The organism is Mesorhizobium sp. B3-1-7, assembly GCF_006439385.1.
Lineage (GTDB): Bacteria > Pseudomonadota > Alphaproteobacteria > Rhizobiales > Rhizobiaceae > Mesorhizobium.
Window position 1 is genome coordinate 66,016 of sequence record NZ_VFTL01000004.1, and the last position, 12,191, is coordinate 78,206.

The 12,191-nt window shown below is 64.1% G+C and carries 11 protein-coding genes and 1 pseudogene; 7 read left to right on the forward strand and 5 right to left on the reverse strand.

Annotation, left to right across the window (positions count from 1 at the left end; genetic code table 11):
* Nucleotides 1–43 precede the first annotated feature (43 nt).
* Nucleotides 44–679 carry a hypothetical protein gene (locus tag FJ417_RS04655; protein WP_140654011.1) on the forward strand — a complete coding sequence of 212 codons (636 nt, stop codon included), beginning with the start codon at nt 44–46 and terminating at the stop codon, nt 677–679.
* Nucleotides 680–685: 6 nt separating this feature from the next.
* On the opposite strand, the gene FJ417_RS04660 is transcribed toward FJ417_RS04655, so the two are convergent.
* The gene (locus FJ417_RS04660; RefSeq protein ID WP_140782647.1) at nt 686–1,081 is read right to left on the reverse strand and encodes a GFA family protein; all 396 of its coding nucleotides are present in this window, start codon (nt 1,079–1,081) and stop codon (nt 686–688) included.
* A gap of 137 nt (nt 1,082–1,218) precedes the next feature.
* Here FJ417_RS04660 and FJ417_RS04665 point away from each other — a divergent pair, with 137 nt between their 5' ends.
* The 3 genes from FJ417_RS04665 (at nt 1,219) to FJ417_RS04675 (ending at nt 4,655) form a co-directional block, all read left to right on the forward strand.
* A complete protein-coding gene (locus FJ417_RS04665; RefSeq protein ID WP_140782648.1) occupies nt 1,219–1,953 on the forward strand; it encodes a 16S rRNA (uracil(1498)-N(3))-methyltransferase in 735 nt (244 codons plus the stop codon).
* 206 nt (nt 1,954–2,159) lie between these two features.
* Nucleotides 2,160–3,533 (forward strand): glutamate--cysteine ligase, encoded by a 1,374-nt coding sequence (locus tag FJ417_RS04670; RefSeq protein WP_140782649.1) that lies wholly within the window; start codon nt 2,160–2,162, stop codon nt 3,531–3,533.
* Between the two features lie 102 nt (nt 3,534–3,635).
* Nucleotides 3,636–4,655 (forward strand): DUF937 domain-containing protein, encoded by a 1,020-nt coding sequence (locus FJ417_RS04675; protein WP_140782650.1) that lies wholly within the window; start codon nt 3,636–3,638, stop codon nt 4,653–4,655.
* Nucleotides 4,656–5,003: 348 nt separating this feature from the next.
* Here FJ417_RS04675 and FJ417_RS04680 read toward each other — a convergent pair whose 3' ends face one another.
* A complete protein-coding gene (locus FJ417_RS04680; protein WP_140643878.1) occupies nt 5,004–5,294 on the reverse strand; it encodes a DUF1127 domain-containing protein in 291 nt (96 codons plus the stop codon).
* A gap of 238 nt (nt 5,295–5,532) precedes the next feature.
* On the opposite strand from FJ417_RS04680, the gene FJ417_RS04685 reads away from it, so the two are divergent.
* On the forward strand, nt 5,533–6,489 hold the full coding sequence (locus FJ417_RS04685) for a LysR substrate-binding domain-containing protein (RefSeq protein ID WP_140643877.1): 957 nt from the start codon (nt 5,533–5,535) through the stop codon (nt 6,487–6,489).
* 2 nt (nt 6,490–6,491) lie between these two features.
* On the opposite strand, the gene FJ417_RS04690 is transcribed toward FJ417_RS04685, so the two are convergent.
* Complete coding sequence (locus FJ417_RS04690) at nt 6,492–8,702, reverse strand: EAL domain-containing protein (protein WP_140782651.1); 2,211 nt, start codon at nt 8,700–8,702, stop codon at nt 6,492–6,494.
* Between the two features lie 119 nt (nt 8,703–8,821).
* On the opposite strand from FJ417_RS04690, the gene xseA reads away from it, so the two are divergent.
* Nucleotides 8,822–10,387 (forward strand): exodeoxyribonuclease VII large subunit, encoded by a 1,566-nt coding sequence (gene xseA / locus FJ417_RS04695; RefSeq protein WP_140782652.1) that lies wholly within the window; start codon nt 8,822–8,824, stop codon nt 10,385–10,387.
* A 90-nt stretch (nt 10,388–10,477) separates the two neighbouring features.
* Nucleotides 10,478–10,672 (forward strand): annotated as a pseudogene (locus tag FJ417_RS04700) (P1 family peptidase); the annotation flags it as partial.
* A gap of 112 nt (nt 10,673–10,784) precedes the next feature.
* Here FJ417_RS04700 and FJ417_RS04705 read toward each other — a convergent pair.
* Together FJ417_RS04705 and FJ417_RS04710 are read right to left on the reverse strand one after the other, a co-directional pair.
* The gene (locus tag FJ417_RS04705) at nt 10,785–11,036 is read right to left on the reverse strand and encodes a DUF768 domain-containing protein (protein WP_140643874.1); all 252 of its coding nucleotides are present in this window, start codon (nt 11,034–11,036) and stop codon (nt 10,785–10,787) included.
* 362 nt (nt 11,037–11,398) lie between these two features.
* Nucleotides 11,399–12,070: an FCD domain-containing protein gene (locus tag FJ417_RS04710; RefSeq protein WP_140643873.1), complete on the reverse strand. Its 672-nt coding sequence runs from the start codon at nt 12,068–12,070 to the stop codon at nt 11,399–11,401.
* Between the last annotated feature and the right edge of the window lie 121 nt (nt 12,071–12,191).

The window sequence follows — 12,191 nt, forward strand, 5'->3', positions numbered from 1 at the left end:
TGCGGCCCGTGTTTCAGCCAAGATGCGCAGCGGAGAGAAAGCTATGCCACTGCAGAACCGGGTCGATCCCTTCGGCGCTATCCACGCCGTGCCGGAACGTGGCCTGTTCACCGGCAATCGCGGCATCATCCATGACCCCGAGACCAGGACGCTTCTGAAGAAGCGCTGGGCCCTGCCGGCCTGGATCATCTGCGTCTGCCAGTTCCGCAATGTCCGGCGCGAGCCGATGGGCCGCAATCGGCCTGGCGGCAAGGCCGGCTGGACCGAGCTCTTCTTCCTCGACGAGGTGACGGCTTTGGCCGCCGGCCATCGGCCCTGCTTCTTCTGCCGGCGCGAACGGGCGACCGATTTCGTGAGCCGCTTCGGCGAAGCGTTCGGCATTGAACTCCCCCGCGCGCCGATGGTCGACAAGCGGCTGCACAAGGAACGGCTGGCCTCGGGCGGACAAGGGGCAAGGCTCGATCCCGCATCGCTCGCCAGCCTGCCAGGCGGCACCATGATCGCCGTGGGCAACAAATCCTACGCGCTGCTTGATGGTTCAGCCCTGCCCTGGAGCTTCGGCGGCTATCAACCGCCGATCCGGCTGGACGCGCCGGAACTGGCCAATCCGATCATGATCACGCCACCGACAACCGTCGCCGTGCTCCGCGCCGGATATCGCCCCGTCTGGGCGGGCTAACCGCGGTTATTTCAGATCCGATTGCGACACCATCGGCACCGCCGGCAGATCGTAATAGTCACCGGCCGATTCCGGATAGAGCTGGCGTTCCATCTTAAGACCTGTCTTGCCGTCGATGGTCCCGGCCCAGACAGATATGAAAGGACTGCCGAATCGGCGCCAGAACAGGTTGCCGCCGCATACGGAACAGAAGCCCCGCTCGGCATGCTCCGACGATTTGAACCAACGCAATGTATCGCCCGCGATGGCCGCCTGCGCTTGTTCGACCTGGGTGGCGGCCGCGAAATGACCGCTGGCCTTCGTGCATTGGTTGCAGTGACAGGCAACGATCGGACGCAATTCGCCACGCAACTCGTACTGAATGGCGCCGCATAGGCAACTGCCACGTGTAATCTTGCTCATTGATCCCTCGATCCCTCGCAATTTCCTGGCTCGCAGCTTCTATGATCGCAAGACAAACCGGCATTGGTGTTCCGACCTTCGCGTGTCGTCTTTCCCTACGACTTGACGCCGGGGAGAGCCTCGCTCATTGCTCGGCCATGCGCGCCAATTACAAGATGCAACGCCTGTTCGTGCCGGACGATCTTGGGCCCGGCCTCGAATTCGACGCCGGACAGCAGCAGAGCCACTATCTCGCTCATGTGCTGCGGCTCGGCGAAGGCGCCGAGGTCCTGCTTTTCAACGGCCGCGATGGCGAATGGTCGGCTTCGATCGCCGCGAAGTCCAAGAAGGCGGTCCGGCTGAATGTGCTCGAGCTGCAGCGGCCGCAGCCGCCGCTGCCCGATCTCGTCTATTGCTTTGCACCGCTGAAGCAGGGCCGGCTCGACTACCTGGTGCAAAAAGCCGTCGAGATGGGGGCCGGTGAGTTGCAGCCGGTCATCACCCAGCACACGCAGGTGGCAAAGCCCGGCATCGATCGGCTGCGCGCCAATGTCGTCGAGGCGGCCGAGCAATGCGGGATCCTTGCGGTGCCGGAGGTGCGCGAAGCGGAAAAGCTGGAACGGCTGCTTGCCAATTGGGACAAGGAGAGGCGTCTGATCTTCTGCGACGAGGATGCCTCGACCAACAATCCGCTGCCGGCCTTGCAAGCGGTAAGTGAGAAGAAACTTGCGCTTCTGGTCGGACCCGAGGGCGGATTTTCCGACGACGAGCGCAAGATGCTGAGGGCCTTGCCTTTCGTCACCGCCATTCCGCTCGGACCGCGCATCCTGCGCGCCGATACGGCGGCGGTGGCAGCGCTTGCCGCGATCCAGGCGACGATCGGCGACTGGTGATCAAATCCTGTTGAGGCCTGGCTCAGGATTTTTTGCTTGATCGGCTGCCGGCATTTCGTCCATCTAGCGCCGGCGGCCGTCCGGCCCCTGCAGCACCGCGCCTCCTTTTCGAGGAGCAGAGGGCGCTGTAGCATTTGAAGTCTTGCGCAGGACGTCCAGCGGAAATCGGTGCCGGTTTTCGGATATCATGCGCACGGAGGGGCTAGATGGCGCGCGACACAACCGATACCCAGCCCATCGAAGGCATCGACGAACTGGTTGGCTATCTGGCCGCCGGCAACAAGCCGCGCGACAAATGGCGCATCGGCACGGAGCATGAAAAATTCCCCTTCTATGTCGATGGCAACGCGCCTGTGCCCTATGGCGGCGAGCGCGGCATCCGCGCCATCCTCGAAGGCATGCAGGAGAAGCTCGGCTGGGATCCGATAATGGATGCCGGCCGCATCATCGGCCTGGTCGAGCCGACCGGCCAGGGCGCAATCTCGCTGGAGCCCGGCGGCCAGTTCGAACTTTCCGGCGCGCCGCTGGAATCGATCCACCAGACCTGTCGCGAGGGCAATGCGCATCTGGCGCAGGTGCGCGAGATCGCCGAACCGATGGGTATCCGCTTCCTCGGCCTCGGCGGCAGCCCGAAATGGTCGCTTGCCGACACGCCGAAAATGCCGAAGTCGCGCTACGAGATCATGACCCGCTACATGCCGAAGGTCGGCACCAAGGGCCTCGACATGATGTACCGTACGTGCACGATCCAGGTGAATCTCGACTTCGAGAGCGAGACGGACATGCGCCGCAAGATGCAGGTGTCGCTGAAGCTGCAGCCGCTGTCGACGGCGCTGTTTGCCAACTCGCCCTTCACCGAGAGCCGGCCGAACGGCCTGCAGAGCTGGCGCGGCGACATCTGGCGCGATACCGACAACCAGCGCTCCGGCATGCTCGAATTCTGCTTCTCGCCCGATTTCGGCTTCGCCGACTACGTCGAATGGGCGCTCGACGTGCCGATGTATTTCGTCATCCGCGACGGCCATTATCACGACATGACGCGCTACACGTTCCGCCAGTTCATGGAAGGCGCCGCGCGCAACGAGATTCCCGACGGGCTGCCGACGATGGGCGATTGGGCAAACCATCTCTCGACCCTGTTTCCCGACGTGCGCCTGAAGCGTTTCCTCGAAATGCGCGGCGCCGACGGCGGCCCGTGGCGGCGCATCTGCGCCCTCCCCGCCTTCTGGGTCGGGCTGCTCTATGACGAGCAGGCACTGGATGTCGCCGAGGCGCTGACGGCGAGCTGGACCTACGAAGAAGCCCTGGCGATGCGCAACGCCGTGCCGGAGCAAGGCATTGCGGCGCCATTCCGCAATGCCACCTTGCGCGACGTCGCCCGCGACGTGCTCGCCATCTCGCGCATGGGACTCAAGAACCGCGGCAAGAAAAATCGCGACGGCTATGACGAGACCTCGTTTCTCAACACACTCGACGAAGTGGTCGCGCGCGGTACGACCAGCGCCGAGGAGATGCTGTCGGCCTATCACACGCGCTGGGGCGGCTCGATCGAGCCCGTGTTCATGGAGTATGCCTATTAACCGTCCGGGTTCCGCGTGACGGTGGCGCGACGAAAGCCGCTTCAATCAGGAATGGAAACGAACTAGGTTTCTTCCACGAGGATGTTCTCGGAGGAGATGCCAATGCCTTCCTTGTTCGACATATTCGCTCAAGCCCAGAACGGAGCCGGCATGCAGGCGCTGGCCCAGCAATACGGGCTTTCGATGCAGCAGACGCAGGCCGCGGTGCAGGCGCTTCTGCCCGCCTTCTCGCAAGGGCTGCAGCGCAACACCGCCGACCCTTACGGGATGGGCGCCTTCATGACGGCGATGGCAAGCGGCCAGCACGCCAAGTATTTCGAGGACGCCACGAGGGCCTTTTCGCCGCAAGGCATCGATGAGGGCAACGGCATTCTCGGCCATCTGTTCGGCTCGAAGGATTTATCGCGCGCCGTGGCGAGCCAGGCCGCGCAGGCGACTGGCCTCAGCCAGCAGGTGCTGCAGCAGATGCTGCCGGCCTTGGCCTCGATGATGATGGGCGGGCTGTTCAAGCAGACCAACAATCAATTGAGTGGGGGGCAGATGCAGGCCGCCGGCGGTTTCGGTGGCGGCAACAATCCGCTCGGCGAGATCATCGAGGAGATGATGCGGCAGAGCGGCGTTGCGCCGGCGCCGCAGCAACGCCAGGCGCCGCAGCCCGCGCCCAATCCCTATGGCGAAAACCCGCTCGGCAAAGTGCTGCAGGACATGTTCGGCGGTGGCGCGCCGCAGCAGCCGCAAAGCCAGCCCCAGCAAGCGCCCAATCCCTATGGCGAGAACCCGCTCGGCAAAGTGCTGCAGGACATGTTCGGCGGTGGCGCGCCGCAGCAGACACAGCCGACGCAAAGCCCCTATGGCGACAACCCGCTCGGCAAGATCTTCGAGGAGATGCTGCGCCAGGGTGGCGGCGGTTTCGGCCTGCCGGGTGGGCAGCCGGCGCCACAGCCGCAGCCGCAGCAAAGCGCGCCGCAACAGCCGCAGACCAACCCGAGCGGCCGGCCGCGAAACCCGTTCGACGACATCTTCGGCAAGATGTTCGAGACCGGTGCTCAGCAGCGCGACGAATATGAGAAGAGCGTCGGGACGATCTTCGATCAGTTCAAGCGCGACATGGACCGGCGGTAGGTAGCGCGTCGACGGCGAGGTCGTCATCCACGGGCGCAGCGACGCGAAGCGGAGCGTAGACCCGAGGATCCATGCCGTTACCTTCGCCGAAGGGTGCAGCGGAGCAGAATTCTGCACAGTACATCAACGTCACGGCATGGATTCTAGGGTCTGCGCGCGTCGCTTCGCTCCTTGCTCCGCCCTAGAATGACGAACTAAAGAAAAATGCCCGGTCCTGGAGGAGGAACCGGGCAATGTGCAGGCTGGCCGGCGGGGAACCGGCAGGGAGTGTGGGAGCCTGCATGAGACTTGGTCGCGCCGAGCCGTGAAAAGGTTCAACGCGACCGGAAATCCAGGCAACGCGGCCGTTCAGGCTACCTGACGAGCGAGATCCTCGATGGTGTCGGCGCGCTCGCTGGCGATGGCGCGCAGCTTCACCGTCGGGTCGCGGCCGAAGGGCACGGCGACGGCGACATGAAGGTCGGCGCGGGTCAGGCCGATATCGGCAAGCTCGGCGTCCGACATCTCGCCCAGGCGATAGAATGCGCGGCGATTTTTCCAGGCGACATAGGCGTTGGCGAGAGCATTGAGCGCACGCGTCGCAACGGCCGGACGCGTGGTAATGCGCGGGGTCTCGGAAGCGAATTCAATCGTGGTCATGTCAGTCTCTCCTTCCAGGAGTCGAGCGGACGAAACCAGGCAAGCGGCGCCTTGGGAGAAGCGCCGTTCCGGTTTCCATTCATTGACGTGATGCATGTCGTTGCCGCCAAAACCGGGGGCCACTTTTGGGCGACACGCACTGCTTTCATGTGGACGATGCCAATTTGCCATCGCGCGATTGATTAATCCAACGAATGTTTTTAATCTGTAGCATCAACATCAATGATAGGTTGGACCGATGAAAGCGCCGCTCGACCTCGATCAGTTGCAGACCTTCATCTCGATCGCCGACACGGGAAGCTTCACCCGCGCGGCCGAGGAGGTCCACCGCACGCAGTCGGCGGTGTCGATGCAGATGCGGCGGCTGGAGGAGCGGATCGGCAAGCCGCTGTTCGAAAAGGACGGCCGCACCAACAAGCTGACCGAGGAAGGCGACCGGTTGCTTTCCTATGCGCGGCGGCTGATCCACCTCAACCGAGAGACCTTGGCCGCCTTCGACGACCAGCGGCTGGAAGGCACGATCCGCATCGGCACACCCGACGACTATGCCGACCGCTTCCTGCCCGAGATCATGGCGCGCTTCTCGCGCTCCAACCCGCGCGTCGAGCTGACGGTCGTCTGCGAGCCGACGCCGGGGCTGGTCGAGCACATCAAGCGCGGCAATCTCGACCTGGCGCTGGTGACGCACAACGACACGCGCGGCCAGTCGGAGGTGGTGCGGCGCGAGCCGCTGTTGTGGGTCACCTCGGCCAACCACGCCACGCATGAGCAGGAAACCCTGCCGATGGCGTTCGGGCGGCCGAACTGCATCTGGCGGCGCGCCGCGGTCGACGTGCTCGACCGGCAGAGCCGCGAATACCGCGTGCTGTTCTCCAGCTTCTCGGCCACGGTGATCACCGCGGCCGTGCTTTCCGGCCTGGCGGTCTCGGTGCTGCCGGAATGCGCGCTCCGGCCCGGCATGCGCGTGCTCGGCGAGGCCGACGGCTTCGGCCAGTTGCCGGACTGCCGCATCGGCATCATGCGCGGCCAGACCTCGCAGCCGGAAATCGTCGACGCCTTGGCCCGCCATATCGCCGAGAGCCTCGACAACATTTCCGTGCCGGTCAGCGAGGAGGCGGGAAGCTTCGATTTCGCCGCGCTCGCCTTCGCCAAGATGAAGCGGGTCAAGGCGAACCAGATCATGCCTGGCTGGTAAAGTCAGGCGCGAGCTGCCGAAAGTTCCCGGTCGACGGACGAAACACCCGGCAGCGCAAGCAATTGGCCGGGCTCCAGCGGCGGCGACAGCAGATAGCCCTGCAACTGGTGGCAGCCCATGCCGACCAGCAAGACTTTTTGCACGTCGGTCTCGACGCCTTCAGCGGTCACCTCGACCTTGAGCGCCAGCGCCAGCTCGATCAGCGTCTTGACGATTGCGCGGGCGCTTTCGTCCTCGTCGAGCAGACGCACAAAAGAGCGGTCGATCTTCAGCTTGTCGATCGCCTGGCGGCGCAGATAGCTCAGCGAGGAATAGCCGGTGCCGAAATCGTCGAGCACGATGCGCACGCCGGACTGGCGCAGCGCGGCAATCACCGTGCCGATCGCGTCATCGTGCTCGAGCAACACGCTTTCGGTGGTCTCTAGCTGCAGGCGGGACGGGTCGAGCCCGGTTTCGCTCAGGATCTCGGCGACCTCTTCGGCAAAGCCGATGTTACGCAGCTGCATCGGAGAGATGTTGACGGCGATCCACGGCAATTCGGTCGTGACGGCGAAGCGGCAGGCTTCGCCCAGCGCCCATTTGCCGAGCTCACCGATAAGGCCGCGCTCTTCGGCAATCGCGATGAATTGCGCGGCCGGCAAGGCACCATGCACTTCATGCCCCCAGCGGATCAGCGCTTCGGCCCCCAGTATGCCGCGGCCGTCGGCCGCGAATACCGGCTGATAGGCGAGCTTGATGCCACCTTCGCCGTCGAGCGCCTTGCGGAGTTCGGATTCGACCTTGCGCTTGCGCAACAGGAGATCGTCCATGTCGCCGGCAAACAGCTCGTAGCGGCCACGACCGTTCTTCTTGGCCTCGTAAAGCGCGATGTCGGCCTTGCGCAACAGGTCGTCCGCGTCGGTGTCCGATCCGGACGACAGCGCGATGCCGACGCTCGCGCTGACGAAGACCTGGTCGTCGATCAGCCGGAACGGCTCGCGCAGCTTCAAGAGCAGCCTTTCGGCGATGTCCTCGGCGCTTCCGGCGTCGGGAACGTCAAGCAGGATGACGGCGAATTCGTCGCCGCCGAGTCGCGCAACGGTATCGACTTCGCGGATCGTGTGCTTGAGCCGCGCCGCCGTCTGACGCACGAGCTCGTCGCCGGCCGGATGGCCGAGCGTGTCGTTGATATGCTTGAAGCGGTCGAGGTCGAGGTAAAGCAGCGCCACGCGCGTCCTGTCCTGGCTGGCGAACAGCAGCGTGCGCCGCAAGCGGTCCTCGAACAGCGCCCGGTTGGGGAGGCCGGTGAGCGTGTCGTGGAAGGCGAGATACTGCGCCTGGTCCTGGCTGGTCTGCAGCGCGGCCGAGGCGCGACGCAACCTGCGCAACAGGAAGACCAGCACACCGCCCGCCAGGAGCAGCGCGATCGCCAAGGCAGGAGCGATCTCGCGCACCAAGGCAAGGCCGGGCCGCAGCTGGTCCCAGCCGATATAGCCGAGGATGACGCCGCGCGAATCGACCAGCGGCACGGCTGCTGGGCCAGCCGGCTGTGACAAAGGCACCAACCGCGCGCCATCAAGCAGGTACTTCCCGGCGATCTTGCCGATCACCGCGTCGTTGATGAATTCGACCGACACATGCAGGCACTCGGTGCCGCGCGCCTGGGTGATCCTGTCCGAGCTCGGCACCAGCGGCATCACACTCAGGATCGCCGGCTTGCCGTCCAGCGACACCAGATCCCCGGCCATCATCTTCGCAGGCTGGCCGTACGCATCGGTCTGCGGCGGCCCAGCCAGCATGCGACGCAGTTTTTCGATGATGGGAAGAAGCGTGGGCTGGTCCTCGCCATAGGCGGAAGCGTCGACCACCTTGCCCTCGCGCATGGCGTGGATCGCATGATTGGCGGCGTCGAGAATATAGACCCGGTTGTGACCGTAATAGGTGTACATCCAGACACTGAGATTCTCTTCGATCCAGGTCTGATTACCTGCCCTCACATTGATGATCGCGTCATCCCAGACCGAAACGCTTTCCTGCTCCCGCTGAACAGACGCAATCTGGTCCTTCAAACCATCGGCGATGAACATCTTTTGTCGTACGAGCGAGGCATCATCGGCCTGGCTGGCCGCGTAGAAGCCGAAGCCTACGACGATGACCAAAGCGAAAGCGGCGAGCGTCAGCACGGTCAGGGTGACCTGACGGGTCAACGGGCTGCTGTTTTGGCGTACGCTCATCAGGTCCCCGGCCGGCTCTTCTGGGCCTGTCAAAGCAAATCGGGCTTAAGATCGCGTTATTATATTAGCGCGGTTTCTCCGCGCTTGACGCGGGCCGATAAGCGTTCCCCAATCGCCAAATGAGTGAAACAGCAACCGAATCACGCAGCAACGCCACCGAATACACGGTGAGCGAGATTTCCGGCGCGCTGAAGCGCACTGTCGAGGACGCCTTCGGCAATGTGCGGGTGCGTGGCGAGATTTCCGGCTATCGCGGCCCGCATTCGTCCGGCCACGCCTACTTCGCGTTGAAGGACGACCGGGCTCGGATCGATGCCGTGGTCTGGAAGACCACCATGGCGCGGCTGAAGTTCCGCCCCGAGGAAGGCATGGAGGTGATCGCCAGCGGCAAGCTGACGACCTATCCCGGCAAATCCAACTACCAGATCGTCATCGACAATCTGGAGCCGGCGGGCGCCGGCGCGCTGATGGCGCTGCTCGAAGAGCGCAAACGACGGCTGCAGGCCGAAGGCCTGTTCGATGCCGGCCGCAAGCGCCGGCTGCCTTTCATGCCGCGCGTCATCGGCGTCGTCACCTCGCCGACCGGCTCGGTGATCCGCGACATCATCCATCGCATCAAGGACCGGTTTCCGCTCCATGTGCTGGTCTGGCCGGTGAGGGTTCAGGGCGACACGACCGCCAGGGAAGTCACGGCTGCGGTCAACGGCTTCAACGCGTTGACATGGGAGGGACCCATCCGCCAGCCCGATCTGTTGATCGTGGCGCGCGGCGGCGGCAGCCTCGAAGACCTCTGGGGCTTCAACGACGAAGGGCTGGCGCGCGCCGTTGCGGCGTCCGGCATCCCGGTGATCTCGGCCGTCGGGCACGAGACCGATACGACTCTGATCGACTTCGTCGCCGACATGCGCGCGCCGACGCCGACGGGTGCGGCCGAGATCGCCGTACCGGTCAGGGCGGACCTGGAGGCGACGCTCGCCAGCCTCGGCGCGCGGCTCAACGCCTGCGCCTCGCGGCATCTGGAGCGCAAGCGCCAGGCGGTGCGCGCGGCGGCGCGGGCACTCCCCTCGCCCGACCAGTTGCTGGCGCTGCCGCGCCGCCGTTTCGACGATGCGACCAGCCGGCTCGGCCGCGGGTTGACGGTGAATATCGAGCGCAAGCGAGCAACGCTGGAGCGGCAAAGGCTGACGCCGGCGACCCTGTCGCGGCGCCTCAACGAAGCGCGCACGCTGACCGGCCGCGACATTGCCCGGGCGCGAGCCGCGTTCTTCGCCATCGTGCGCGAGCGCCGCGCGCGCTTTCAGCGCAATTCTACGCGGCTGTCGCCGGCGCCGATCGTCCGACGGCAGAAGCTGCAGGCCGACGCATTGGCCGGACTGTCGCGCAGGCAGGACCAGGCGACGGCGCGGCGGCTCGACCGGCTGCGCGCGGCTCTCACCCAGGCGGACCGGCTGCTTTCGACATTGTCGCACAAAGCCGTGCTGGCGCGCGGCTTCGCGCTGGTCAAGGACGCTGACGGCGCCGTGATCAAGCGGGTCGCGGAGGTGGCGCCCGGCGTGGCGCTGCAGCTGGAATTCGCCGACGGCAATGCCGAAGCCATCGCCACAAGCGGCGGCGCACGGCCGAAGCTGGCCGCGAAATCGCCGGCGAAAGCCAGGGAGCCGGGCAATCAGGGCTCGTTGTTCTGAGGTTTCCATGAGCAACCACGACCCGCATCTTCGCACGCCATCGGGCAAGCCGCGCCTGCGCTCCTTCAGTATCGCGCTCCGGAGGCCACCCAGGCGGCTTCCGGCCGCATCGCCCGCGCGGAGTTCATCCCGGACGTCGACATCGACCCGTTCTTCGACGCGGTCGTGCAAGGTGTCGAGGAAGCGATCCTCAACGCATTGGTCGCCAATGAGGATATGGCGGGGCGCGACGGCAATTTCGTGCCGGCGCAGCCGAAGACGTGGCTGAAGGAAAAATTCGGATAGAGCGTTTCACGGAAACGCTCTATCTTTTTTGTTTTTACGCAATTCCGGACGGAAAACCGTTACACACTTTTCTTGGAATTGCTCTAAGAGCCGGCCTGTGGCAGGCGGCTGTTTATTCCGCCGGCTTGTCGGGCTTCGCTTCGCTGGTGCCCTCTTCGGCGGCTTCCTCGAGGCGCGACGCGATCAGTTCCTGGATGTCGCCGACCTCTTCCTGGATGTCCTCCAGGAGAATGCCTGCCTCGGCGGCCTTGGCGCAGCACTCCTTGGCAAGGGTCTCGGCCTGCTCGATCTTGATCGGCGAATGCTGGCATTGGACTTTCTCGCCAATCCATCCGCGCAAGAACTCGATCGCATGTTCACTCATACTGCTTCTTCCCTAGCGGCTAAGCCGGTTGGTAGCCATGAACGTCCGCCCCCCATTCGAGCCGAGTCGGCCTCGACCGGCAAGACATCTTGCCCGTGGTTCGCGAAACCGAAGGAATGGAAGGGTTGAAGGTGCACGTTCAGATCGTTGAGAATGATGGGATTGTTGGCCGGGATCGACAGAAGGCCGCCGTTGTTGTTTTTGCTGGTTTTTTTCTATGTTCGACAGCGCATTTGTATCACGATGGGTAGCACAGACTGTGTCACAGCTTTCCGGTCAACGTTGCCCCGGCTTTAGCTGGAGCAGGCGCTATATAGTGGCATCCTCATGCGATGTCGACTCGGGGTCCTTCATCGGGGCGACTACCTCCCCAGAAGATTGCGCTCGACGGTCCTCAGATGCGTCAGCATCGCGTTGCTGGCGCCTTCGGAGTCGCGCGTCAGCAAGGCATCCAGGACGAGCTGGTGCTCGCTGCAATAGGTGGCGCGGCGTTCCTCCGAGAAGGAACGCTTCTTCATCTCGAACCACGGCCGCTGATTGCGCAGGACGCGCATGAGATTGTGGATCTCCTTGAGGAAGTCGTTGCGCGAGCACGCGAATATGCGGTGATGAAATTCCGCGTCCCAGTGCTCGAACGTCGGCATATCCTGGGATGCGCAGGCGATCTTGTGCGCCTCGCGCACTGCGTTCAATTCGCCGGCGCTTGCGTTGGTCGCGGCGAAGGATGCCGCCGCCGGCTCCAGCAACTGCCTGATCTCCATCATGTCGGCCGGGCTGGTCCCTTCCATCCGCGCGACGGTCGCGGCCATGGAATCGGGATTGGCTGCCGTCAAAAAAGTTCCGCGACCAACATGCCGTACGACCGTGCCGTCATCCTCGAGCAGGCCGACGGCGCGGCGCACGGTGTTGCGCGCCACACCGAACTCGCTCGCCAGGTCACGCTCGGGCGGCATACGGCCGTTTTCCATCCATTCGCCCAGCGAAATCCGTTTCTTCAAGGCGATGGCGATGTCGTTGGCAACCAGCTTGGGCATGTTTGGCAGCGTTTATCTGATCCAATGATGAACCATTCATAGCAGCTTTTCGTGCGCCCGTCCATCATGCAGGCCTGCAAACAGGCCCACATTTGTACGGCTGCGAGCGTTGGAACTATTT

Bases quoted from the DNA above. Each gene is read 5' to 3' on its own strand.
- FJ417_RS04655 (WP_140654011.1), top strand. From the start codon at position 44: ATGCCACTGCAGAACCGGGTCGATCCCTTCGGCGCTATCCACGCCGTG.
- FJ417_RS04660 (WP_140782647.1), bottom strand. From the start codon at position 1,081: ATGAGCAAGATTACACGTGGCAGTTGCCTATGCGGCGCCATTCAGTAC.
- FJ417_RS04665 (WP_140782648.1), top strand. From the start codon at position 1,219: ATGCGCGCCAATTACAAGATGCAACGCCTGTTCGTGCCGGACGATCTT.
- FJ417_RS04670 (WP_140782649.1), top strand. From the start codon at position 2,160: ATGGCGCGCGACACAACCGATACCCAGCCCATCGAAGGCATCGACGAA.
- FJ417_RS04675 (WP_140782650.1), top strand. From the start codon at position 3,636: ATGCCTTCCTTGTTCGACATATTCGCTCAAGCCCAGAACGGAGCCGGC.
- FJ417_RS04680 (WP_140643878.1), bottom strand. From the start codon at position 5,294: ATGACCACGATTGAATTCGCTTCCGAGACCCCGCGCATTACCACGCGT.
- FJ417_RS04685 (WP_140643877.1), top strand. From the start codon at position 5,533: ATGAAAGCGCCGCTCGACCTCGATCAGTTGCAGACCTTCATCTCGATC.
- FJ417_RS04690 (WP_140782651.1), bottom strand. From the start codon at position 8,702: ATGAGCGTACGCCAAAACAGCAGCCCGTTGACCCGTCAGGTCACCCTG.
- xseA (WP_140782652.1), top strand. From the start codon at position 8,822: ATGAGTGAAACAGCAACCGAATCACGCAGCAACGCCACCGAATACACG.
- FJ417_RS04705 (WP_140643874.1), bottom strand. From the start codon at position 11,036: ATGAGTGAACATGCGATCGAGTTCTTGCGCGGATGGATTGGCGAGAAA.
- FJ417_RS04710 (WP_140643873.1), bottom strand. From the start codon at position 12,070: ATGCCCAAGCTGGTTGCCAACGACATCGCCATCGCCTTGAAGAAACGG.